Here is a 23,615-nt window from a genome sequence, read left to right as displayed (position 1 = left end):
CTTTCTAGAAGGCGATCGGCATCAGGTAGTCGACGATCAGGTTCTGGATGAAAATGATCAGCAGAATCAGGATGATGGGCGAGATGTCGACGCCCCCGAGATTGGGCAGGATGTTCCGGATCGGCCGCAGGGCCGGCTCGGTCACCGCATCGAGGAAATTCCAGATCGAGCGGACCACATCGTTGCGGGTGTTGACCACGTTGAAGGCCACCAGCCAGCTCAGGATCGCCGAGGCGACAATGAGATAGGTATAGAGCTGCAGGGCCAGCAGAATGACGTTCAGGAGCGCGCGCATGGGAAACCTGTCGGGGGATCGGCTTCGCTCATGTAGCGATTGAAGCGGGGCTGAACAACCCATAACCGCTTCGACCCATGGCCGAATCCCGCCGGAAAGCCCTCTCCCGCCCCGCACGGGCCGATTGACAGACCGAAGCCGAGAGGCCTAAAACGTCCGCCACTTGGCTCGATTCAATCGACCGGGGCTGTAGCTCAGATGGGAGAGCGCTGCAATCGCACTGCAGAGGTCAGGGGTTCGAATCCCCTCAGCTCCACCAAGCCTCTTTTATATCTAAATTCCCGTTATTTTTCATGGCATTAGGATGATTGGGGCGCTACGTGCGTACCCCATTTCGTACCCCTATCGCGTACCCGCCCCAAACTCGGCGCAGTTATTTGCCGTCTGGGAAGACCTCATGCACACGGTCGAGCCATACGAGATAGAAGGTGTTTTCGAAAATTGCACCGTGCACTCGGGCTTTGCCAGACACACGCAATTCACAGAGTTCGATATCCTTGGATAGGGCTGAAGGTCTTGAAAAGCCACGCGCGGGGGGACCCTTATGCTGCTTCCAATATAGACCATTGTCATTCTTGATTTGACTGGGGGTCAGACCTTGAACTTTGTCTATAAGCTTCCGCAAATTGGCCAACTCCTTGTGCTGCCAATCGGACAAGCACTGAGCACCCGAGTGCCAATACTTTAGAGAAATCGAGACCGGCTTCTCTTGAGCCTTCAAGCTTACCGGCTCAGGTCCCTTGTCGGCTGAGGGAATCGCAAAATTTTTAGGAGGCACGTTACGGCTTCAGGTCAGCGAAGTACTTCTTTATGGAAGCCTTAGCGATTATCGCATTGCAACGGGCTTCGGGAGGCAAATCACCACGGGTCTCTTTCCATGGGTCTTCACCGTGCGTCATCTGCTCCAGCTTCTTGGCCGAATAGATTCCATACCGTTCATTCACCGACTGCAAGAGTAGCAGCGCATCGCCGGTTATCCGCCGAGTGACTTTCTGCTCCGGCAAAGACTGGTATCCCTGCCCCTTGAACTGCTCCCAAACAGAAACAGCAACGGGACCGTGTGCCCAAGCCTGCAATTCCTCGTCGAAGAGAGGCTTCTCAAAATAGGCGAGTGCCCACCCCTGTGCGTAATAGAGTAGCTTCTGGACCTTGAGATGCGTGATAGCGTCGCCAGACTCTCGGTCTGTCGAGTTGATAAACCACTTCGCTATATCAAGGGCCGTGTAGCCCAGTGATTCCTTCACCATCTCATGCCCTGAATTTTTCGTTCTTGTTCTGTTCGAAGGCATACTTTGTACCACAGAGTTAATTCCTCGTCACCTTCGATTATGGTCGAAACGTCCAGCTTTAATTCCCGTTCCCCTCCATGCGTTTCTCTGCCCGCTGCCATCCTAAGGGAGCGCCAATGAAAATTTGGGTCGCCCATGTGAGAGGTACCCCACGTGGCAGCGGAGCGGTGTTCCCCCCATACCCCTTTCCTAATTTATGAGGCAATTTACTCCGGGTGTTGAATTGCTAGGGTGATCGTACTGGTTAGCCCAGTCTCTGCTTTGGCTTTCTCCACAAATTCCTGAAAGTCTGCTGGATTGCCACTTAATGCCTGAACCCGGTTGGGTTCCATCTTGCTGGAAGTCCAGCGAATGCGGCCATCCTCTACACTCGTAACCATCTCAGTCACAGCACTATAGGCAACAACCGAGTCTCCTAGCTCTATGACGTTACAGTAGAGGCATTGAACTCTTTCTGGCAGTTCAGCGCCCTCAACAGGACCGGCCATAAAAGTAATAGGGTCTAAGTCCGTAGCACCGCCAAGCAAACGACCAGCATACTTAATGTGCTCCGCCTGTTCAGCCAGATGCTCGAAAGTGAACCTGCCCGAAGTTGGAGCACCAGCTAGCACCAAAAGGCCAGACAATCGATCAACAACATCCTGGAAGTAGGCCCCCTCCCCTGGAACTGCCTCCTCAATCTTCGCTTCGATTGGGAACGTAAACTCGGACCCCTTAGTTGGCTTAATAGCCATGGTCCCACGTCCGGACGCCAAGATTGTCGCGAGCCGGAAATAGGCCGCCCATTCATCAAGTGTATATGCCTTGGAATTGATGGCTTCTGCGTTGTTCGCGAAAGTCATCTTCTTACCCTCAAACGTCAGGGTGAAGAACTCTGAGCGGATGATAGCCTTGAGGAAATCCAACTCCAATGCAGGAATTCCTGGGAACAGCGCCTCACCCTGAAACACTGCGGGTGGCGTGATGCCTGTCCCACGCACTGTTATTTTGCATTGGTCCGCTGGGGTGGGCTCAATGCGGAGCACTCCGCGAGTAATTTCACCATCATTGATGGGGAGCTTTATCCCGAAACGAGTCTCAAACATCCGAAAGTCAGTGACTTCTATTTCTCGGAGACCAAGGAAAGCATCGACAAACTCCCCCTTGCTCGAAACAAGCATATTTACCTTTGCTTCGTAGCTAAATGGCTCATACCCTAAGCCTTTAATCTGCCTCTTCTTTTCTTCGACGTACACCTGGATATCGGGGCCACATAGGCGCTCAAGCGCTTGGCGAAGAGCGGCCCCTGTCGGCTCAAGCCTCTCCCCAGCAGAGTGCGCTGTCATTGAGATTGTTTTCTGGTTGATTGCTAGCTCACCCTTCGATTGCTCCGCCCGCAACCGCTTCAGAATGGTGCCTAGATTGTCCCCCAAGACGTGAATGAGGTATGCCTCTACGGGCTGCAGTTTCTCATCGATCTTCAAAACATAAACGAAAGAAGGTTTTAGCTCTTTGGCAAGTCGCTCGGCTGAGGATAGCCGCATTTTGAAGCTTTCACTTGTCTCCCACATGGTCTTCATCTGGATATGGCAGGAGATAGGCGTAGACCGCTTATCCAGGGTATGTTGGCCCTCAGGCTTCGAAAACGGGAATTCCACTATAAAATCCCAGCCCGTTCGGTCGCGATTGGACGCATTACAGACAAGCTTGGCATCGGCGCACATTTCGCGAAAGCGGTTCTCCCCCTTTTCGCCCAACTGGTCAGAATCAAGCTGGTCAGAATCGTCCATATTGTGTGTTCTCTTCGGTTAGGAGCCAGTCTGGGCATCGCTCACATGATCGGCAAGCCTGTAGCACACCCTGAGCAATCGATTGCGTCCATCGGATGGGGAATCCTCTCGACAAAATCAAGTCTCCCCTGCTTCCGTTCACTTTGGGTGCACCCGTAGTGAACGTCTACGGTCACGCTGAAATGTGTTCACTATGGGTTGATATTGGGATTTAGTTAACAGTTATACTCAAGGTCTAAGACCCAAAGTGAACACATCGGGATACGGCCATGAGCAAGATCGGATACGCCAGAGTCTCCACCGCCGACCAAGACACCGCCACCCAAATAGAGCGATTGAAGGCGGAGGGCTGCGCCGTCATCCGCGAGGAGAAAGCATCGGGCGCAAGCCGCGAGGGCCGCACCGAGCTAGAGACCATCCTCACCTTCCTGCGACCTGGAGATGAGTTAATGGTGGTCCGCCTGGACCGCCTAGGGCGTGATACTCGGGACGTGCTCAACATCGTGCACGAGGTGAAGCAGCGGGGTGCGTTCCTCACGGTGCTTGAGCCCTACGTCACCACCCGAGGCGAGACCGGGGAGATTGTCCTCACGGTCCTTGGCATGGTCGCTAAGATGGAGCGCCAGCTCATCCTTGAGCGCCAAAAGGCAGGCATTACGAGGGCCAAGGCGGATGGGGTCTACAAGGGCCGCCCCGTCACCCTGGATCATGCCCAGGTAAGAACCCTAGCGGCCCAAGGTGTGGGTGCCACCGCTATTGCCAAGCAACTGGGGTGCTCCCGTGGGGCGGTCTACAAGGTGCTCAATACTCAGGCATAGGGGTGTGTCTGGTGCAAGAGATATGGTGGGAGTTTCATGCCCCCACTCACCCACCGAACCACCTACACAATCACGAGGGTAATGCTAGGGTTATAGCATAAGTTGGCTAAGTGGATGAGCACGAGGATGGCCGCCACTCACCCAAGACGTTCGACCCACATGAAGTATAAAGATAACTCGGCACGGCACTGAGCACCCCGAACACCCTACAAGCACTGTGGCACGTATTCACCACCACCATCGCCTTACATTCCACGACGTGGATAAGAACTGCGAATTTGTTGTCTGATATCTTGCTCGCCTCTACCACGACACCCTAGCACTCTTAGTGTCAACTAAAGTGAAGGGGCAAACACATTGACCAAGCGCTAGAGCATTTAGAAGGAAGAGATCTTCGGACCCAGATTGAACGCGAGGAAGCTAGGCTAGCAGCATCCCAAGCGCGTCTTCAGGCCCTCAAAGATGTAGCGGCCGGTCGCGCCAATGAGCGGCAGTTGGCCATCAACGTTGTTTGGCACCGCAGGAGCCCACGCCGCATACACGGTGCAGCCCTATATAGGTTCCAAGACCAAAACGGATACCAAGCCATGTGCTGTGAGGAGCCGGTGGAATTGTATGGCTGGGCCTTCATGTTGGGGTTGTTGAAGGTGGCGGGGAAGACAAGAGGTTTGGATGGCTTGGTGGTCCGCACCCCGAAACTGCCCAACGCACGTACCCTGTGGCACCTCTTTGAGGAACCGGGATTCTGGGCAGAGCGATTTGGCCCAATCGGGATGATGGTTGGGACGCACCTCTCCACGATGGTGCCGAAGGGGCCTCCGAGATGTCGCCTGAGCCCTCTCCCCCAAGACGAGCAGCGGCGGTTAGACCTCATGGCGAAACAGGCACGACATCTCAAGTACGGGCAGTGTGCGACAGACCTACCGGAGAGCGCATTTGAGGCGTACTTCAATGAGCCCCTGAGGAAGCTTCAAGGCATCGCCGCGCCCGCTCCTTTGGCGACAGCGGCCTAGTGGTCGCTTTCGGCTTGAGACGCATCCCACCGGGACGCACCGTTGCAAACGCCTAAGGCCAAGCTACAGTGCGCTCCCGTGCGGCGGCGTAGAATCCCTACCCTGAGGTCTGCCCATGTGGCGTGAAATCGAGTGGATCATATCCGCAGCCATCATCCTTACCCTTGTCGGCATGGTGGTGGTTCTTGTTGGCCAAGCAGTCGGAGGTCTTTGGGACAGCCCTAAAGTCCCGCGCTGGCAGATATACGCGATGTTGACGGTAATCGGCTTCGCGGTGGTCTACGGGAGCCGGTGGGCTCGTGTCTGAGGCGCTTATCAATTCCGGGGGTATAGAGAAACTACACGAGGGCCTCCCGTGTAACTCTGTATAATAGATATGGTTATGAGGAAGACCGCTCCAAGTTGGCTTGAAGCTCCCGACTGTGAGGCGTTGGCGGCTTAACTCACGGCAGGAAACAGTGGGACCCGTATTGAGAAGCCCCGCGCCTCCTCCAGACAATAGGCACCGTTATAAGCAACGGGCCGCCTCCAAGACAATACATCCCGTTATGAGAGACCGCTCATCGCAATAGCCGCCTGAATGATAGAAGCCCTGCGCGGAAACATTAGGGCCAAGTTATGAGAGCCACCTAGAACACCCGCATAAGCTCTCATTGACAGAGAACTCCTGAAGACTGGCTCCTATCTCCAATATCCCTCCATCACCGTAGCGGCTGCGAGGAGCTTGAAGCAGAGCTTTATGTAACAATAAACAATAGGTGGAATATATGAAGTGGCAGGCTCCTTTAGGTGGTGCTTGAAGCCACTACCAATGCAACATTGTGCAATTCCCTCCGTATATGAGAGGGGGAGCCCTAGGTTATACTTCAAGCAGCAGTGTTCAGAGAGCGGCCTCAATCAATTCCCTTCGTAAAGAGAAGACCTCAAGCTTCCCCTACAGGAGCCTATGCTGTCCGCAGGGTATGGGGGTAGGCTCCTATAGGTGGACCTAAGGGTATGGAGGTGAAGATATAGACCCCATCGCCACCTATCCACCTTATGGACTCCCGTGAGGGATACCATCAGTAGTCATCTAGTCGGATACTTAGTGCACCCTCCCTCACATAGGGGTCTCAGCGCATTAGATACTGCTGGCGAATGGGTTGGAGCGATTGAGGTGGGGTCAGCGTTCAGGCTGTAGGGGCTTGGGTTCAAACCTGGAGGGTTCCCATGTCGCTCCACCCGATCGTGAGCGGTGAGGTTCCAGCTTCAACCGCAACCGTTGCCCGTGCGGCCTTTCCCCGTGGCAATCCCTATCTGCTCTTGCGCGACCGGCTTGGGACGATTTTCACCGATGCCCAGTTCGCATCTCTCTTCGCCCACTGCGGCCAGCCGGCGGAATGTCCCTGGCGCCTGGCGCTGGTGACCCTGCTCCAGTTCGCCGAGAACCTGTCCGACCGGAGGGCGGCCGAGGCCGTCCGAGGGCGCATCGACTGGAAGTACCTGCTGGGGTTGGAACTGACCGATCCTGGCTTCGATGCTTCGGTTCTCAGCGAGTTCCGCGGCCGTCTTGTCGCCGGAGGCGCGGAAGAGCATCTGCTCGACACCCTCCTGACCCTCTGCCGTGACCTGAAGCTCCTGAACGCCCGGGGCCGGCAGCGCACCGACTCCACCCATGTGCTCGGAGCCGTCCGCTTCCTGAACCGCCTCGAATGCGTGACCGAGATCCTGCGGGCTGCCCTGAATGCCTTGGCGTCCGCGGCCCCCGCGTGGCTGCGCAGCCAAGCCGATCCTGCCTGGCTGGAGCGATATGACCGGCGGGCGGGCGATCACGAGGTGCCGCAAGGCGAGGCGAAGCGGCGCGCCCATGCCGAGCAGATTGGTCGCGATGGTCATCAGTTGCTTGCGGCCATCCTGGCTCCTGGTGCGCCAATATGGCTGCGGCAAATCCCGGCTGTTGAGTTGTTGCGGCAGACCTGGGTCCAGAACTTCTGCCTGGTGGACGATGCTCCGACCACAGGGACGGAGGCGCCACTTCAGGTGCGGTGGCGAACTGACCAGGAGGGGTTTCCCCCCTCCCTGCTGATGGTCGCCTCGCCCTACGATCCGGAGGTGCACTACGCCAGGAAGCAATCAACGATCTGGATCGGCTACAAGGTGCATCTGACCGAGACGTGCGACGAAGGTGGACCACACTTGATCACCCATGTGGAGACCACGCCGGCACCCGTCGTAGATCGCGATGCGCTCGGAGACATCCATGAGGCGCTCGAAGCCAAGGGCCTGCTGCCCGATACTCATCTGGCCGATGCCGGTTATGTTGCGGCCGATCAGCTTGTCGCCAGCCGGAAGAAAGGCGTCACGCTTTTAGGGCCGGCTCCCAAGGATTATCAGTGGCAAGCCCGTTCAGGAGAAGGCTTCAGCGTGCAAGACTTCCTCCTCGATTGGGATAGGGAAGTCGCGACCTGCCCGGCAGGGCATCAGAGCAAGAGCTGGAGCCCCGACGATCATCAGGGGCGAACCGCGTTCAAAGTTCGCTTCTCGACAACAGATTGTCGACCGTGTCCCTTGAAGACACAGTGTACCCGAAGCGGACGGCGCCTGCTCACGCTGCGACCACGCGAGGAGCACGAGACGCTGGAGGCGGCTCGCCAGCGCGAGGAGCAGCTTGCCTTCGCCAAAGAGTACCAGAAGCGCGCCGGCATCGAGGGAACGATTTCGGCAGGCGTCCGGGTCCTGCATCTGCGGCGCTCGCGCTACATCGGACTGGCGAAGACGCATCTCCAGCATGTGCTGACGGCGGCAGCCATGAACCTCATTCGGCTTAGTGCCTGGTTCGCGGGTGCGCCGCTTGCACGAACCCGGCAATCCGCCTTTATCAGGCTCATGATGGCTCCCATCCCAGCATGATGAATTCGCCAGCAGTATCGCATTAGTGCTCACACCCTTTAGGTAGCCACCAAGGCACCCACCCCAGGCACTACACCCCTACCCCACCAACACCAAGCCACACACCCCAATGCCAACCTGATGCCCCACCCAAAGCATCGGGACGGAGGAGGTGTGTCTTGGATCATCAACACCCAACGACAACCGAAAGGCCGAACCCAATGAGAAGACGTATAGTTTATCCCCCCATGCCCTCCGCTTTGTTTGATGCTCGTATGAGCTACCTTCGAGCCGCTAAGGTTCACCATAAGGACCCGGACGCACCGGAACCGAACAGCGCCGATCTAACCGGATCTCATGGCCCCTTCAGGTCTATTTCCGCAGATGTAGACCCACTGGATGTTTCACCGTGCATCCGCTTCGAGGTTCAAAATGGGGTCTATAAGCCGCGATATGTGCCACCCATCCCGTTCCTCGTGATGGACCTGCTGTTGGCGTTCGGCGGTGGCTGTAGCGTCAATGACAACTACACGGGGCTTTCTTACGTAAGACTTTGGGGTGGGAACGATAAGCAGATGCTTGATCGGATATTCCTCAATGCCGAGCCCGGCACCATCGTGAGACAATCCAGGACTGCCGATTACCGGAACAATAGCCCGGCATGTTTCTCCAAGACCAGTGCCAGCGTGATGAAGGCGGAGGGGAAGCCAATGCGAGCCACATACAAAGGGCGGCAGCAAGCAATCGCGACGGCACTCCGGTACTTCCAGAGGAACGCGCATAGGTCTGGAATCAAGATCACGGAGGCGGAATACCTCGCGATCCTTCATGACGCCTTTGCGCTCCTTGACGCAACGCACCGCCACTTCCACGCGGCCGCCGCTTAAGACCTAGAGTTTCCTCCGCGCGTGAGGACCGGGGCGGTGAGAGCTTAAAGTAAGAGGTTCGGCAGGCTCTCCCGCCCCACCACTAACTCCAAACACACATCAATACCGCCGCTCCTTTCACACTGGGCAAAGCCGAACCCCGCCCAGTGCACGTGCGAGCGCGAACACACCTTAAGGAACCCAGCCACAGCCCGAGAGCCTTACAGACCTATTGAAGACAACGTAGCCCTTGCCCCCCAAGCCGCTCCCGTGGAGAGCTTCGTGCGTGTCGCAGAGCCGCTCTGCCTACAAGGCGGCTCAAGGCAATGTCTACGGCTATGACCGGGAGCAGAAGTTCAACACGCGGCCGACGATGCGTGGGGAACACTGCTGGGGCGCAGTTAAGAATCCTGCCTACCGTTACACGTGAGGCAAAAATCGTCCCCGTAACTGCTTTTAGCTATTACATTTCCCTTACAATTTATGTCAGAGCAATCTTGCCGAGATACGAAATGATCTTGGTCACATACTATACAATGGATATTTGTTGATGTCGGAAGATTAGGAACCAATTGCGCGGTCTCGATATCCGATACATCCGCATCCCCACTATTAGACTGACAGTGGGGACAAAGGTACCAACGCTGACGCTTGTTCGCGCCAAAAATTGACTGGAAGTCCTGAGGCGAAAGTTCGGAAAATAAGGCCTCAAATTCAAACATTAACTTACTAGGCACATGGTCATTTGAGTAGAGCGTGGCTAGCGGATCATCGGACAGATAGTCGTCTCTCTTTGCAAACCAATTGTTGCCTAGATGCAACCATGTGAACGTCCTTAGGATATACCTCAGCACATCTCCCGCAGTCAGTGGCTGGCTGGACCCGTGGTGGACAATGATATTGCGGTGGCTCCGAATCTCCTCGAACAGGGCCTTCTGCTCCTCGGTCAAGCGCGGCAAGCAGACTGTATCGTGAATTTTTGGTAAATCTCCCGCATCAACCGTTCTGAATGTCGAGAATGGTAAATCTTGCTTATCCGATCCCCTAGGCCAATCCCTGGGCTCTTTACTGATTAGCAAGTACGGACTCACCGACGCTATGCGGCCCTTAAGTCCCATCTCTTGCGCCTGTTGAACAAGTGTTAGCGCGTTCGACAGTGTCGGCTGGGTCCTCTGCCAGTAAGCTTCGAGGGTTTCCTCGTCATGCTCGTATCCCCAGCTTTCCGTCTGGTGGACCAGCTCAAAACACATAGATGCAGCGAGGTGCAAGAGGTTCTCACTACGCTCTGGATAATAGGCGGAAGTTGGAAGATCTATAATCATTGTAAAAGCTGGTTTGGTTCTGTGTTTCTGGCAGTAGGCCTTGATATTGCCAACTGCTCTATCATTTAGCGATTCTTGAACCTACTCCTTCATTAGCTACCACGGCAGTTCTACACAAAGTTGTAGATTGCGCCCCCTAACGGCTACGCGGCGAACGTGTAAAATGCTATTGCCTTGCTCCCTTTCCCCCCTGCGTACTCATGGGCTTGCAGTGATCCACCTCAGCAGAGGAGGCCTAGAGCCTTCACTAAATTCCTTCGGCGTTCCCATATGGGCGCTTGAAGATTCGGTCATCAAGCAAGCGGCTCGCTTTGCGAGGAATCTCCCCATAGTCACTTAGGAATGTGAAGTGGGTGTCACGCGCATAGACCTGCCACTCTGCATTAGAAATAATGGCGCTATTTACCGAGGCAATGCTCTCGGCGGACAGAACAAGCTCTCTCCCCTCCTGAAACTCAAAGGCTCCAGCTATTGCTAGTTTGGGCGAAAGCGGGAATAGAACTTCCGTACCGAGAAGACCATGCCCTGGAGGATGGCGACCAGACCTTGGCCTTGACCACGCAAGACGCAAAGGGTGGTCGGAAGTGACAAAGCCACCCGAATCTGGGGCCGCCCTTAGGATAATCCATTTTCGAGCGAAGAAGGTCTCTAGCACCTTGTCGAAAGCGCCAAATTCGATATCGACGTGATGCTCAGTTGGAACCTCGACGCTGTAATTCCCCTCGTCGATGAACTCCTTCATAGCCTCGTATGTGACATCAGTTCGGCTAACGTATCCCGCCTCCCGCGCTTTCCGCATTTGGCTGGCATACCGCTCTGGGGTTGCCAGAACGATACCCATAATCGCCTTGGAAATCCGTTCTCGAAAGTCGCGGTAAGTCTCCCTGTGGCGCGGGTTGCGGATGGCTATCAAACACATAAAGTTCAGAATGATAGCCCGATCCTCAATGTTCTTGAGGTTCCCTGCTTCAAGAACTCGCACCAGCGCTGGCCCGAGCATTCCCTCAAACCCAGCCAGTGCTTTCTCTAAGGCATCCGGCTCATGCCCCTCAACATCGATGCGATTGAAGTCTAATTCTACCGCAACATTCTTGATGTTCGTGGGATAGGTCTTACGCCCCCGTGCATCAAACACGATGGTTTGAAATGTTTTCTTTCGAGGGACGGCAAACGCCTTGAGGTAGCATTGCGGTACATAATGGTGGCGTCGGGTTATGCTCATCGGCTGTCACAGCCCTCGTTCGGTAATTTACAGTCCCCGGGCTCCGCCACGCCTATCCCATAAGTGGCCCCGCCGAGTACCGTCCCTTTGCGATTATGGCCTACGCCTGTCGCGGTGATGGAGGCCAGTTAGTCTGGTCACAAGAGCTTTCGCATTTCGGAGCTAGTTTGCCCCCTCACCGGCCTTAATCTGCTTAATGCTCTTCCGATCTAACGACACCTCATTGCCGTTGAGGTTCATCTTGAGATTGGAAGCGGAGCCTAGAATGCTTGATGCCAATGCCTCAAGCGGTGAATACTCGGGGGTCTCCCCATGTGGATGGTCGAAGAGGTGCTTAGTGATACCCGTGAGAAGCGCATCCGGCATTTGTTCGCCTTGGATGTTCTTCCACTCTAAAGCGGCTTCAACTGCCCACGTTGCTCTATTGATGTCGATTTCGAATTGCTTCGTGTGGAACTGGGCATCGGCGTGTTTATCAAACCACCGATTCATCCAAGAGATGTAAAGACCCGCACTGGTAAGGAAGCCAAACGTAAAGACCGCCGTTTTGACTGCACTGGTAACCGTCATGGCTCCCCACGCATCGGTGGGGTTGGTGCCCCAGACATAAAGGGACCACACGGCACCGGCCAAACTGCCCAGAAGCAGCACGATGAATACCACGTGAATTGGCCACCGAAGGCTGCGGGTCTCTGGCGATATGGTGAAAGACCTCTGGCGACCTTGAATGGTCTGGATCAGTTCGCCGCGTATCGCTCGTCTTGCGTGAGTATTGCTGCGATCATCCAAGTCCTTCTTGAGAGTCTCAAGCGCCTCTCTCTCAGACTTGAGTGCTTCCTCCTTGGCTGCAAATTGCCTTTCGAGCGTTGAGGCTTGATTGCGATATGTTTCTTCAAGTTCGCGGTTCTTGGTGTCGAGCTTGTCAGTCAGGTCGATAAAGAACTGATTCACCCTAGCAATCTGATCGGAAGCGGAGGCTTGGATTGCGGACAGCAGCGCAACATTATGGGATAAGTCACCTTCGCCACGAGCACCGTTTGTAATATGTCTAATGGGAAGCAGACCATTTCCAACCAAGAACCTATTAACTACGATCTGAATATCAGCAATAAAACCATCATTTGGACGACCGTTATCCTGCACGTCTAACTGGACTACGCTGTAAAATGAGTGCCCCTCCATCGAGGAAATACTGGTCGAACGGCGATTTGCCCAGTACGAGACACCTATCCCGCCGCCATTGATCGTTGCGTAATTTATAGCAGAGGCATTTGTATCTATAATTCTCTCAAGAATTTCGTTCTCGCGGCCAACCGTGCCCGAAAAGCCATTAAGTTGGATTTGCGCTGCCCCTGAGAGGAGTGGTGCCAGTTCATCAAAAAGCTGAAGAAGCACTCGATCCGAGGGCGGAACGATTGTGGTGTGGTATTGAGCCATGGTTCTCTTGCGCCAACTGACCTAGGCTTTTTATTCAATGGCGCTGCAAGTTCCTAATAAACTTTGGCATAGATACCTGCCTGATCCGATATGGTATTACATCAATTGATGAACGTAGACGCTGATTAACATCAATGTCTCGCTATAGCTCATCTCAGAACCCGCAACCGCCTCAGGCACCTGAAGCTTCTCCACGGCCTCCGCCAGTGCCCTCAACCGAAAGCCCCCGCCGTAGCTCCTGCCGACCCCTCCGCCCGTATGCCCAGTGAGAGCGTCGTGCATCTCCTCCGATAGTCCCGCATCCCTCGCCATGCGCTTGAAGGTCTTGGGCGGGTGACGGCTATACGCTAATAGCGGAACCGAAACCGAGAGGGCAGAACCAGTGCAGGGCCGTAGCGTACGTTTGTATCTCGTGGATGGATCGCCTACAGGGATCCTCACGGCTGAGATTATGAATTGGACAGGGCACGTTCTTGTGGCTCCTCGGTCCCGTCTTGTGGAGGCTCTTCAAAGAGATGAAGCGAGCCGAACCGGAGTCTATTTCCTCGTAGGGGACGACCCGGACCAGCCAACTAAGTCGAGGGTCTACGTGGGAGAAGGAGATAGCGTCGTAGATCGCATCAAGTCCCACGCTAAGGATAGCTCTAAGGACTTCTGGACTAGGGCTTGTCTCGTCACTTCAAAGGATATGAACCTCACGAAGGCACACGTCCGCTACCTTGAGAGCCGGTTCGTGGAGCTTACAAAGGGTGCAGATCGAGCCAACGTTGCCAATGGTAATGAGCCTGCCCGAAAGTCGCTGCCAGAGAGCGACATAGCCGACATGGAGTTCTTCATATCTCAGGTGCAAGTGATCCTGCCAGTCGTGGGGTTTGACTTCTTGCGCCCTAAAGCGAAGCCCGTTCCGTCCATAAAATCCGCTGAGACCCTCGCATCAGAAACCTCCCAATTGGAGCTTGTGCTTTCGAGCGGGAAGTACGGTTATACAGCAAGGGCCGTTGAGGTGGACGGCGAGGTGACAGTCCTTGCGGGCTCTCAGGCCACCGCGAAATCCGACTTTGGTGAGAGCGTTTATAGTTCGCTCCGGCAGCAGTTGATTAAGGATGGCCGAATCGTGCAAACCACCGATCCTAACTTCCTTGAGTTTGCCGAGAATGTAACGTTCCAAAGCCCAAGTGCGGCGGCAGCGGTTATTCGCAACAGAAATACCAACGGCCGAACATCATGGCGGCTTGTATCTACAGGGCAAACCCTCAAGGATTGGCAGGATGCCCAACTCAGCAAACTCGCAGACTCCTTGGCTACTGAAAGTTAGTGGGCAAGCTCACGGCCTCCACGCACCGCCTTGCCTGTTCCATGAGAGGCCCCGCAGAGTACCGACCTAATGTCATCCCCTTGCGCTTGTGCCCGACCACAGCCGCTATGATCGACTCGGGTTGGTCCGCTTGCTCCGCCTTCGTGATGAACCATCGCCGGAACGAGTGGAAATTCACCAGGGACCGGCGCTTGCCGGGAACTATGTGGTCCACTCCAACAGACCTCCTGTAGTCCGTAAAGGCATTGGAAGCCTTGAAGCTCCGCTCACGTTGAGACCCCACTTTCCTAGGTGCAGGCCATTCCGGGAATAAGTCATCCCCCGCCTCCTTACCCTCAGTGCGCCGCTTGATGATTTCCTCCAGGTCCGGGTGGACAGGCACGGCGCGGGGCTTGGTCTCCTTCTTCTGGGGCTTGAAGACGAATATGCCGCCCTCGCAGTCGCCCACCTTGAGGTCCACGATGGCATCCAATCGAGCCCCCGTAAGCGCCCCTATGCGCATGAGGTCTTGCATCCGTTGAGTGGCAGGCCCCTCCAGGAGGTCCTTCACCTCCGCATCCGTGAACGCCCGCTCCTCCTCATCGTGAGGTCTCGGTGGTGCCTGTATCTTGAGCCTCGCCCAAGGGTCTAATTCGGCATGCTCCCGCAAGACCAACCATTGCCAATAGCGCGAGAGACGCCCCAGGTACTTGTTGAGGGTGATAGGACTATGCCCGCCCGCTACCTTATGCAGATCATCCATGAACCGGACAGCGGCCTTGCGAGTAATCGCCTGGATCATCGGGCGCACCCGGTTCTGCTCACACCATTGCTTGAGGTAGGCGATGGCGCGGCGGTCGTCCGCTTGAGTGCGGGCCTTGGTCTTGGATTGCGTTACGAACGTCTCATGGTGAAGATCAATCGGTGTCGCTTGGCCATGCGCAATTTCGGCATACTGCCGTGCCGCGTCAGGGTCTTTGCCTGCGATGATTTCCGCACGGCTCTCAATCTCAAGGTTCAAATCGTTAAGCCTTGCGTACTCTTCACCTGTCTCCGCTCTTGAGCGAATGGCGGCTATCTCCAATGCTTCTCGAATGAGGGGGTCCCTACCGCCACCATTCTTCTTGCGGGTCTGCTCTATGACCGCCTTTAGCTCACCCACGACTTGCCACTTGAGGACGTTGGCAACCGCAAGGCTATCCGTATGAAGGGGCTTCTTGAGGCGCGTTCCAAGCTCGCCGTGGAGGTCTCGCGGCACGGCTACAGTCACCCGCCACTTGCCGCTTTTCAGTTCAAGGAAACGCTTATCCGTGGCCGTCGATCTTGCCATATGCAGCCTGTGAGTACCCCTCTGCGTACCCCAAGTGCGTACCCCAGACCGCTTTCTAAGTCTATGATTTCTTTGTTTCCTTGGGTTCGATGCGCCCCAAATGGAGCCTCCCCTCAGCTCCACCAAGTCTAAGTCTCTGACATCGATGACGGTTACCGAGCAGTTCATCCTTTCCTGACCGCCGCGCGAGCCAGCCCGCCATCGCAGGGTGGAAGTGTGCCGGTCATGGGACTTTCCTCCCCAAGTTCCGCACGTCGAGACCGCCTCCTGGCCGAAATCCCTCAGTTACCGGCGAGCCTAGATGCGAAGCCTCAGGGAGCGATCATCGCGGCGGCCACGATGGTGGCCGCATAGGCCGACAGGGTAACGAAAGGGACGAGCACTGTCGCAACCAAAGCGAGGCCCAGGGACGTCTTGAGGGTTTGCATGGAGGCTCCTTGAAGGTTCAGCTTCAAGACTGCCCTCAGAAGGCTAACCTGCGGTTAACCTTGAGACGAAAACAGGCAACGGCGTCGGTGGGACAGCAACATCGCTCCTGCGCTGAACGCTTCCATGGCTATCGTGAGAATTCCGAATCGAGGTTGCACTGCGGTGCTTACCCTTCCCGGAAACGAGCCGATGATCGCTGGCTATGGCCAGAACAGGATCGAGACGCCGGCAACAGGCAGGACGCGTGAAACCGGCCAAGGCGCCTTCGGGGGCGACCAATGGAACAGCAAGGCTACCAGCGAGGTTGATGATTTCGCCGCCCCTCGCGGCCTCGGGATTGCCGAGTTGTTTTGAGGAATCGCTCCATGCCCACCGTCATCGCCATCGAAGCCAAGCCGGTCGAACTTGAAAACGTCAACAGCAACTTTCTCCACCTTTACCTCGTCAAGACCGAGACGGACGACCAGGGTAATGTCCTGTCCGAGAAGGTGATCCGAGGCTCCGTCAAGAACACTGACGACCTTCGAACGATTGCCGGCGCGGACCTCGCATCCTCCCCGGACAGGCGTGGATCGGATACTCCCGAGGAGCGGCATCGCAAGATCCTCGACCTCGGCGGACGGGATGCCAACGATGTCTGGCAGGTCATGGTCCAGCATGCGGCCGACATCGACAAGGCCGGCCTGCGCTACAGCTACGATATTACCAAGAGCCTTCCCGGATATGATGTCAACAGCAACTCAGTCGTCGCATCCGTCCTTCACTCGGTCGGACTGGATCTGAGCACCAGTCTCCCGAGCGATGTCAGCCGATCGGAAGTCCCGCTCTACGGTCAGCTTCAGTACATGAATGTGAACGACGCCCTCTTTGGAACGGCGGGCAACGACTGGATCCTGGGAGGCGTCGGAAACGACCGGCTTTACGGTCGGGGTGGCGATGACCGCCTCTATGGAGAGGCTGGCAACGACCGTCTTCACGGCAGCGACGGCAACGATCTTCTGAGCGGCGGCAGCGGCAACGACAATCTGGACGGCAGGGTCGGCAACGATAGCCTTGATGGCGGGAGCGGCAACGATCGTCTCTATGGCAGCTTCGGGGACGATGTCCTGAACGGCGGAGCCGGCGACGACCGTCTCTACGGGGAGTCGGGTGCCGACATTCTTCGCGGCGGCTCGGGCAAGGACGCCTTCGTCTACAACACGGTTCCGAAAAGCCCTGCGGACGTGGACACCATCCGGGACTTCTCGGTCGCCCATGATACGTTCTGGCTGAACAACAAGGCGTTTACGGGCCTGGGAAGCGATGGACACTTGAAGTCCTCGGCCTTCTGGACGGGAACCGCGGCCCATGACGCGACCGACCGGATCATCTACGACCGTGCCAACGGCGTCCTCTATTACGATCAGGACGGCAACGGCGCGGCAGAGCAGGTCGTGGTGGCAAAGCTTTCCGCAGGCCTGAAAATGACCCACCTGGACATTCTGGTCATCTAGTCCTGCCCGAATCCGAAAGGGGCCATCCAGATGCCTCAGCCGGTTTGATCCCCGGCTGAGGCTGCTTTTCTTTTGACGGGACGGAGGCCATCGCCCCATGACACGACAGCGCCCCAGTGGGCGCCTCTCATTGAGCGTCAGCGCGTCTGCCGCATTCGGCGTGACGTCCGGAGGACCTCAGACGTCCGTGCGTGCCGCCATCTCACGCCCCACGGCTCTCGAGATAAATCCTCGCGGCCTTGATGGCGGCGTCGCATTGGGCCGATGTGCCGCCGAGAACCTCCTCGGGGGCCGTACGGCCGGTCCAGACATCGAGCGTGGCCTTAACGACCCAGAGCGGGTCGGCGAGCGCCCGGTCGGCCAGCTTCGGCAGGGAAGCCTCCGCGCAGGTGCGCATGTCGGCGATCACTGTTTGAGGAGCGCGGATTTGGGCCAGCCTTTCGCTCATCTCCGCCTGGAGCGGATCGACGATCAGCGCGCTGACGATGGCAGCCAGGATTTCTTGAAGCATTTTCACCTCTGCGCCGGCGGTCGGACCGGAAGAGATCCGACATCACGCGAGGGCCGGCATGGCTCGCGTCAGAGGGGCCCGGATCGGGGACGTTCCAGGATCTAAGCATGACACGGCCTGGTTCAAGGCCACGCCGTCCGGATCGGCTGCCCACGGCACCTTGGCAATTCTGGCCGCGAGACAATATTCCCCTGCGACCAAAGGTACTTACCCGGCCCTAAACCCGAGCCTCAAAGTTGCCTGGATTGACCTTGTATGAACTGAACAACGTCTCAAACGATTTGCGGATCGGATCATCACCCTCATGAGCAGCCCGCCTCAGCGCCGAAGTGAGTTCACCTTTCCCTGGTCCGTCGATCACCAGCCGCAAGACGGTCTCTTCGAAAAACTCGAGCAGTTCTACAGGCTGAGCCTTCTGCGCTGGCGTTTCTTCGAGATATGCAGGCAGGCGGCACGTCCCAGGCTTGTCCAGGCCGGCGCGATGCTCGACCAGACCCTGCTCGCCACGGCCCTGATCGTGGTGCCCAAGGTGATGGCCGGTTGGGACGCCCTGCGACCGGTGCTGGTCTCGCACTCGCGGGCGCTTCTGCCGTTCCTCCCGATCCCCAGCGAAGAGGACGAGGCGGTGGCAGCCGATCCGGCCTGGGCGCTTCTCGGCGAATTCCAGGCGCTCTCCCCCGACCAGCAGGACAAGGCGGCCAGGAACCTCGCTCTCCTGTGGGATCATTTCGAGCATATGTTCGGCGGCCTGAGCGGCTTTCTGGCAGAGCCGGCCATGGAGCAATCCATCTATCTCGACAAGCTCACGACGGCTTCGCGGCGGATGAGGCTGGCCCGCGGGTCGGAGGTCGCTTTCCACTATGTCACGGTCGAGCTGATGCGGCTCTACGTCTCTTACCTGCAGCTCGGACGGTCGGATCGGGCCGCACTGGCGCTCGCCGCCAACGTGGTGGCCCTGATCAGCCGTGGACGCATGGTGACGCCGGCGATCACATCCGAGGTGGAATCCGACAGGACACCTCGTGCTGTTGCGGCTTAGAGCTGCTCCCCCTCGCGTGGTATCACCGTCTCTTCTTCACCGAGCCGCATTGTTTGACGGCGAGCCGGGTCCACTTCGCCGAAAAATGCTCCACCGCAGATGGATGTCATGAGAAAGGTCCGGGAGGCTGGACTCCTCCCGGACCTTCAGGGAAGCAGTCTTGAAAATTAACGGCAGCGGCGAATGCGGCGGGTGACGGTGTCGCCGTCGTCGTTCTCCTCGCGGATCACCACGGTCCGGCAACGGTCGATGCTGCCGGTCGACAGGTCGTCGCGATCATAGACGCGTCGGCGCTCGATATAGCGGCGCTCGTAGCGGTCACGATCCGGTCCGACGCGGACGCTCGGGCCATCGGGGCCGACGCCGAACTGTACTTGAGCGGACGCAGGCGCCGAGACGACGACACTCGAACCGATCAAGGCGGCCGCCAAAAGCCAAACTGACTTCTTCATCATTCCATCTCCACGTATTGTCGCTGGGGGACAAACGCGTTACTTCGCTTTACGTTTCATGGAATGAATTCAGCCCCCGAATTCATGACGGAACATGGCATAAGGGTGGCATACTGGAAAACAACTACCATCAACGATACGCATTGCGAACGAATACCGGGCCCTAACCTGGTGCCGCTTCGATCTCGCCTTGCTCGACGACGCGTTCGATCATGTCCGCAGGGCTCTTGATGCAGTAGAGCGGCACGCCGCCGGCCGTCGACGGAAGAAGGCGGAGCACCTGGAAGAGATCGTTCGGCAGATTGCGGCAGGTCGGTCGGGGCCGCACGACCTGGCCGACCTTGAACGCATGCTGGACCATCATGGCACCCCTCCGGAAACCAGACCATTCTTCAGCGAAGCGGATTCCGTTCGCCGTCGACGTGAGGCACTTCGAAGAACAGGCACGAGGGCATCGTACCAGCCTCGCGTCTTTCCCGTGAGGCTTGGCCGGCGGTCAGATCGGCCCTCTCGGGATGTCGTGCCAGTAATCCCGCAGTTCCTGTTCCCGCTTGCGGTCTGGCCAGACCTGATCGTCGCCGTAGAAGGCGGGCGCGCCCTGGACCTGGGCTGCGGTCACGTCCGTGCGGTAGCCTTCGAGATCCTTGTCGTAGGCCAGCTTGTCCCAGGGAATCGTATGATGGTGCACCCCGATTCCCAAGAAGCCGCCGAACGTCATGTCGACATAGAGAACCTTTCCGCTCACCTTCTCGATCAGCAGGCGCTTGATGGTGCCGATCTGCGTGCCCCGCGGGTCGTAGACGGCGGTGCCTTCCACGCGGTCGCTCTCGATCACCGGGTGCCAGGCCGTCGTCCGGTTGATCGGTCCCCACAGATAGAAGCCGTTCTCGATGATTCCCGCTGCCACCACCGCCCGGCTCACATCGAGCGTCCATTCGTCGTCGGGATCGATCCGGCGGTCGAGCTCCCAGGGGCCCTGATCCGCCGGCAGGGTCTCGCCCGCCTCATCGTCGGCGAAGCCGCGCAGCTCCGGAGTCGTCGTGGACCGGAACACGTAATACGTTCTCATGCGCGCCTCCCCTTGGACAGGATTCGCTACGCACCCCTTCCCTCACGGCGGCGAGCGCCAATGAGGCGATTACAGGTTCAACCTCAAGGTCTTGAGCCCGGTTCCTCGCACCTGCGAAAAACCCGGCGGATGCACCCTTTTGCCGCGTGCGTTACGGCGTTGGAGCGCGGGTCTTTCGGTGGTAGGCTTCTCCTTCAAGCAAGACGCGCTTCGGAGTTCAGGGAAAGAACCGGCAGTGGCAGACTTGGCAATATCCTTGCTCGTCGTTCTGGCTGGCGCCATCGGGATGCTCCTGCTGCTGCTCACATGGTTCGGCGGCAGAACCATCACGCCGGAGATCGATGACGATCTCGATCCGATTCTGGGCGCGCGCGACCCGATGGCGATCTACGAATCCCATGGCCCGTTCATCCCCATGCCCGCCCATTTGAAAACCAGCGATCAGATGGTGGACTGGATGACCAAGGAGCTTCCCAAGCTCACGGCGGAAATCGCGAATCCGCGCGCGTGATCCCTGGCAGACATCGGCATCCGAGCATCGGGATGGTCGTCAGTCGCAGCGGCGGACCCGCCGCGTGACGATGCGGCCCCAATCGTCCTCTTCGCGAATGATGATGTTGCGGCAGCGGCGCTCGTATTCGTTGTAGCGGCGCTCGTCACGCAGCGCGTCCCGGCGTCCCTCCTCATAGGCGCGTGCGCGTTCCTGCTCTCGACGCTCGCGCCAGCGGTCGCGGCGTTCGTAACTCTCCTGCTCGGGATCACGCACGCCGACCTGCGGTCGACCGTCAGGCCCAATGCCGAATTGGAGCTGAGGCTGGGCCGAGGAGGGTAAAGCACCAAAGAGGCTCGGGCCCATTGCGGCAAGGGCCAACACGACAATTCTGCGCATCGGACAAAATCCTGTTCGACAATCGCATTCCAACGCCCGCTCCTAGACGCGGTTCCAAACGGGAAACTGTATGTCTGACGGCAATTGCATGATGAAAACGGGAGAAGCGACAGAGTTTCAGGGGAACATCAAAGCTGAAACCAAGATGCTGACAGCATAGGCCATCGCGATCAGAAGCGGTGCAAGCATCGCGGCGGAAGCGAGCAGGAAAACTGACAGGCTGAGGCTGCGCATGATCTGGCTCCTTCAATCGTACAGCTTGCAGCCTAACCGGAACCTGGGCCGCAACATGGCACAACCTTGACCAAACATGACAAGCGTTGCACAAACATCGCTCTTATATAGCCTTGCATCCCACGGCGTTTCTGTCGAATACGACGTGGAACTCTATCGGTCGGACGATTCCGTGAACAGGACATCCGCACCGTCCCGCGGAGCCGGTCGTGTCGCGATGTAGAGCGCGACGCTGCCCATGATGGCCGCGAGTACGACGGGAAGGACGCGGCTTTCCGTCAGCCAAAGGATCAGCGCATAGGACAAGGCGAGTGTCGTCAGCGCATAGATCTTGGCGTGACGCGGGATGGCCCTTTGATCGCGCCACGTGGTGAGGAGCGGGCCGAAGCGAGGATGGCTGTACAGCCTCTCGGCCAGAGCAGGATTCGAGCGCGCGAAGCACCAGACCGCCAGGAGCACGAACGGCGTCGTCGGCAGAACCGGCAGGAAAATGCCGATGATACCGAGCGCGAGGCTCGCATAGCCGAGGCTGAGGAAGAAGAGCCGCATCGTCGTGTCTCTCGCCGGACGGATCGGAACGGGCAGAACGCGCCGTTCTCCGGTTTCGTGCCGCTCACACCCCTTGAGCCAACATGGTCTCGACGCTTGCGGCAATGTCGAGGAGCCGCTGGTCATGGCCGTGGCGCGCCACCAGCATGAGACCGACCGGCCGCTCGGTACCGGGGATCGGCAGGGAGATGCCGGTGAGGTCGAACTGGTTGCCGAACGTGGTGTTGCGCAGGATCAGGTCGTCGGTCTTGTTATAGAGCTTGATGTCGGCCTCGAGCGGAGCGATCAGAGGGGCGGAGATAGCGGTGGTGGGCAACGCCAGCACGTCGAGAGGCGCCAATCGCTCGTCCATCGCGGCGACGAGGGTGCGTCTGCGGCGCAGCATGCGGATATAGATCGGCGCCGGCACCTTGCCGCTGCGCGCGATCCACCAATGCACGCGCGGGTCGATCTCGGCGACCTTCGCCTCGAGCCAATCCGCGTGAACCTCGGAGGCTTCGATGGACGCGATCGAGGATGTGACGGTGGTATCCGCCATGGCTTCGAGCAGATCGTCGATGCCATGATCGACGATCCGCGCGCCGGCTCCCGACAGATGCTTCAACGCAGCCTCGAAGGCCTTCTCCACCATGGGCTCCGTCTGGGCGAACAGGCGTCCGCGCGGCACGCCGATCCGCAGACCCACCAGGGGATGCGCATTCAACAGGCGTGGCTCCTCGCCCGCCATGATCGCATCCGCGAACGCGCAATCCTGCACATCGCGCGCGAGGGGCCCGATGGAATCGAGGCTCGGCGCGAGCGGAAACGCGCCGTCGAGCGGAACGCGATGGGCGGTCGGCTTGAACCCGACGACGCCGTTGAGAGCCGCCGGAATGCGCACGGAGCCGCCGGTATCGCTGCCGATGGAAATCTCGCTCGTCCCTTCCGCCACCGTCACGCCCGCTCCCGAGGACGAGCCGCCCGGAATGCGCGAGGGATCCGCCGCATTGCCGGGCGTGCCGTAATGAGGATTGAGCCCGATGCCGGAGAACGCGAACTCCACCATGTTGGTCTTGCCCAGGATGACGGCGCCCGCCTGACGCAGGCGGCGAACGATGGTCGCGTCCTTGTCGGCGGGCGGCGCGTCGCGCAGGGCGATCGAGCCTGCGAGCGTCGTCTCGCCCGCCACGTCGAACAAATCCTTGATCGACACGATGACACCGTCGAGTGGGCCGAGCGTGAGACCCGCGCGCTGCCGTGCATCGGCGGCATCGGCGGCGATGCGCGCCGCGTCCTCGTAGATGCGCAGAAAGACCCGCTCCTCGTCCTTGCGCCCGGCAAGGCGCGCCAGAATGGTTTCAAGCTTGTCTCGGGTCGTGGTCATGAAGGCACCGGATGAGGGGACGATGGTTCGAGGGTTGGACAGGAAGGGCACGGGCCTTGTGCCG

Annotated in this window: 22 protein-coding genes and 1 tRNA gene; 9 read left to right on the top strand and 14 right to left on the bottom strand. The window is 58.0% G+C overall.

Annotated elements, in window-relative coordinates:
* Positions 1-4: 4 nt before the first annotated feature.
* Complete coding sequence (locus U0023_RS09585) at positions 5-295, bottom strand: YggT family protein (protein WP_009493530.1); 291 nt, start codon at positions 293-295, stop codon at positions 5-7.
* Between the two features lie 183 nt (positions 296-478).
* Here U0023_RS09585 and U0023_RS09580 point away from each other — a divergent pair.
* Positions 479-554 (top strand) — tRNA-Ala (locus U0023_RS09580).
* Between the two features lie 114 nt (positions 555-668).
* On the opposite strand, the gene U0023_RS35525 is transcribed toward U0023_RS09580, so the two are convergent.
* From U0023_RS35525 to U0023_RS09570, 3 genes are all read right to left on the bottom strand, one after another.
* On the bottom strand, positions 669-1,073 hold the full coding sequence (locus U0023_RS35525; protein ID WP_407667392.1) for an MAG6450 family protein: 405 nt from the start codon (positions 1,071-1,073) through the stop codon (positions 669-671).
* Between the two features lies 1 nt (position 1,074).
* On the bottom strand, positions 1,075-1,542 hold the full coding sequence (locus U0023_RS09575; RefSeq protein ID WP_009493532.1) for a Panacea domain-containing protein: 468 nt from the start codon (positions 1,540-1,542) through the stop codon (positions 1,075-1,077).
* A 248-nt stretch (positions 1,543-1,790) separates the two neighbouring features.
* Positions 1,791-3,353 (bottom strand): hypothetical protein, encoded by a 1,563-nt coding sequence (locus U0023_RS09570; RefSeq protein ID WP_009493534.1) that lies wholly within the window; start codon positions 3,351-3,353, stop codon positions 1,791-1,793.
* A 269-nt stretch (positions 3,354-3,622) separates the two neighbouring features.
* Here U0023_RS09570 and U0023_RS09565 point away from each other — a divergent pair, with 269 nt between their 5' ends.
* The 3 genes from U0023_RS09565 (at position 3,623) to U0023_RS09555 (ending at position 8,939) form a co-directional block, all read left to right on the top strand.
* The gene (locus U0023_RS09565; protein WP_009493536.1) at positions 3,623-4,171 is read left to right on the top strand and encodes a recombinase family protein; all 549 of its coding nucleotides are present in this window, start codon (positions 3,623-3,625) and stop codon (positions 4,169-4,171) included.
* Between the two features lie 2,222 nt (positions 4,172-6,393).
* Positions 6,394-8,073 (top strand): IS1182 family transposase, encoded by a 1,680-nt coding sequence (locus U0023_RS09560; protein WP_009493545.1) that lies wholly within the window; start codon positions 6,394-6,396, stop codon positions 8,071-8,073.
* Between the two features lie 254 nt (positions 8,074-8,327).
* On the top strand, positions 8,328-8,939 hold the full coding sequence (locus tag U0023_RS09555; protein ID WP_154661262.1) for a hypothetical protein: 612 nt from the start codon (positions 8,328-8,330) through the stop codon (positions 8,937-8,939).
* Between the two features lie 1,548 nt (positions 8,940-10,487).
* On the opposite strand, the gene U0023_RS09550 is transcribed toward U0023_RS09555, so the two are convergent.
* Together U0023_RS09550 and U0023_RS09545 are read right to left on the bottom strand one after the other, a co-directional pair.
* The gene (locus tag U0023_RS09550) at positions 10,488-11,462 is read right to left on the bottom strand and encodes a DUF4238 domain-containing protein (RefSeq protein ID WP_009493551.1); all 975 of its coding nucleotides are present in this window, start codon (positions 11,460-11,462) and stop codon (positions 10,488-10,490) included.
* Between the two features lie 162 nt (positions 11,463-11,624).
* Positions 11,625-12,899 (bottom strand): hypothetical protein, encoded by a 1,275-nt coding sequence (locus U0023_RS09545; RefSeq protein WP_009493553.1) that lies wholly within the window; start codon positions 12,897-12,899, stop codon positions 11,625-11,627.
* A gap of 451 nt (positions 12,900-13,350) precedes the next feature.
* On the opposite strand from U0023_RS09545, the gene U0023_RS09540 reads away from it, so the two are divergent.
* Positions 13,351-14,214 carry a GIY-YIG nuclease family protein gene (locus tag U0023_RS09540; protein ID WP_154661316.1) on the top strand — a complete coding sequence of 288 codons (864 nt, stop codon included), beginning with the start codon at positions 13,351-13,353 and terminating at the stop codon, positions 14,212-14,214.
* Here the strand turns inward: U0023_RS09540 and U0023_RS09535 are convergent.
* Positions 14,201-15,523 carry a tyrosine-type recombinase/integrase gene (locus U0023_RS09535; RefSeq protein ID WP_009493559.1) on the bottom strand — a complete coding sequence of 441 codons (1,323 nt, stop codon included), beginning with the start codon at positions 15,521-15,523 and terminating at the stop codon, positions 14,201-14,203. The two genes, U0023_RS09540 and U0023_RS09535, sit on opposite strands and share 14 nt — an antisense overlap.
* Positions 15,524-16,141: 618 nt before the next feature.
* Here U0023_RS09535 and U0023_RS09530 point away from each other — a divergent pair.
* Both U0023_RS09530 and U0023_RS09525 read left to right on the top strand, forming a co-directional pair.
* Positions 16,142-16,306, top strand: a complete 165-nt coding sequence (locus tag U0023_RS09530; protein WP_154661263.1) for a hypothetical protein — start codon at positions 16,142-16,144, stop codon at positions 16,304-16,306.
* An 11-nt stretch (positions 16,307-16,317) separates the two neighbouring features.
* Positions 16,318-17,445 (top strand): calcium-binding protein, encoded by a 1,128-nt coding sequence (locus U0023_RS09525; RefSeq protein ID WP_009493567.1) that lies wholly within the window; start codon positions 16,318-16,320, stop codon positions 17,443-17,445.
* 202 nt (positions 17,446-17,647) lie between these two features.
* Here the strand turns inward: U0023_RS09525 and U0023_RS09520 are convergent, their stop codons facing one another.
* On the bottom strand, positions 17,648-17,956 hold the full coding sequence (locus U0023_RS09520; protein ID WP_009493568.1) for a hypothetical protein: 309 nt from the start codon (positions 17,954-17,956) through the stop codon (positions 17,648-17,650).
* Positions 17,957-18,260: 304 nt separating this feature from the next.
* Between U0023_RS09520 and U0023_RS09515 the strand changes: the two genes are divergently transcribed.
* A complete protein-coding gene (locus U0023_RS09515; RefSeq protein ID WP_009493571.1) occupies positions 18,261-18,995 on the top strand; it encodes a hypothetical protein in 735 nt (244 codons plus the stop codon).
* A gap of 167 nt (positions 18,996-19,162) precedes the next feature.
* Here the strand turns inward: U0023_RS09515 and U0023_RS09510 are convergent, their stop codons facing one another.
* The 3 genes from U0023_RS09510 to U0023_RS09500 form a co-directional block, all read right to left on the bottom strand.
* Positions 19,163-19,450, bottom strand: coding sequence for a hypothetical protein (locus U0023_RS09510; protein ID WP_040639284.1), 288 nt, complete (start codon positions 19,448-19,450; stop codon positions 19,163-19,165).
* Positions 19,451-19,610: 160 nt separating this feature from the next.
* Positions 19,611-19,811, bottom strand: coding sequence for a hypothetical protein (locus tag U0023_RS09505; protein WP_009493573.1), 201 nt, complete (start codon positions 19,809-19,811; stop codon positions 19,611-19,613).
* Positions 19,812-19,943: 132 nt separating this feature from the next.
* Positions 19,944-20,516 (bottom strand): PRC-barrel domain-containing protein, encoded by a 573-nt coding sequence (locus U0023_RS09500; protein ID WP_009493574.1) that lies wholly within the window; start codon positions 20,514-20,516, stop codon positions 19,944-19,946.
* Between the two features lie 256 nt (positions 20,517-20,772).
* On the opposite strand from U0023_RS09500, the gene U0023_RS09495 reads away from it, so the two are divergent.
* Entirely contained in the window at positions 20,773-21,027 is a 255-nt protein-coding gene (locus U0023_RS09495; protein ID WP_040639285.1) for a hypothetical protein, read from the top strand.
* Positions 21,028-21,066: 39 nt separating this feature from the next.
* Here U0023_RS09495 and U0023_RS09490 read toward each other — a convergent pair whose 3' ends face one another.
* The 3 genes from U0023_RS09490 to U0023_RS09480 form a co-directional block, all read right to left on the bottom strand.
* A complete protein-coding gene (locus U0023_RS09490) occupies positions 21,067-21,405 on the bottom strand; it encodes a hypothetical protein (protein ID WP_009493578.1) in 339 nt (112 codons plus the stop codon).
* A 387-nt stretch (positions 21,406-21,792) separates the two neighbouring features.
* Positions 21,793-22,188, bottom strand: coding sequence for a YbaN family protein (locus U0023_RS09485; protein WP_009493582.1), 396 nt, complete (start codon positions 22,186-22,188; stop codon positions 21,793-21,795).
* A gap of 64 nt (positions 22,189-22,252) precedes the next feature.
* Positions 22,253-23,551: an amidase gene (locus tag U0023_RS09480; protein ID WP_009493583.1), complete on the bottom strand. Its 1,299-nt coding sequence runs from the start codon at positions 23,549-23,551 to the stop codon at positions 22,253-22,255.
* Positions 23,552-23,615 lie beyond the last annotated feature (64 nt).

This window comes from Microvirga lotononidis, from assembly GCF_034627025.1.
GTDB classification, from domain to species: domain Bacteria; phylum Pseudomonadota; class Alphaproteobacteria; order Rhizobiales; family Beijerinckiaceae; genus Microvirga; species Microvirga lotononidis.
Note: the sequence above shows the minus strand (reverse complement) of the source record. Positions and strands in the feature narration are given on the sequence as shown.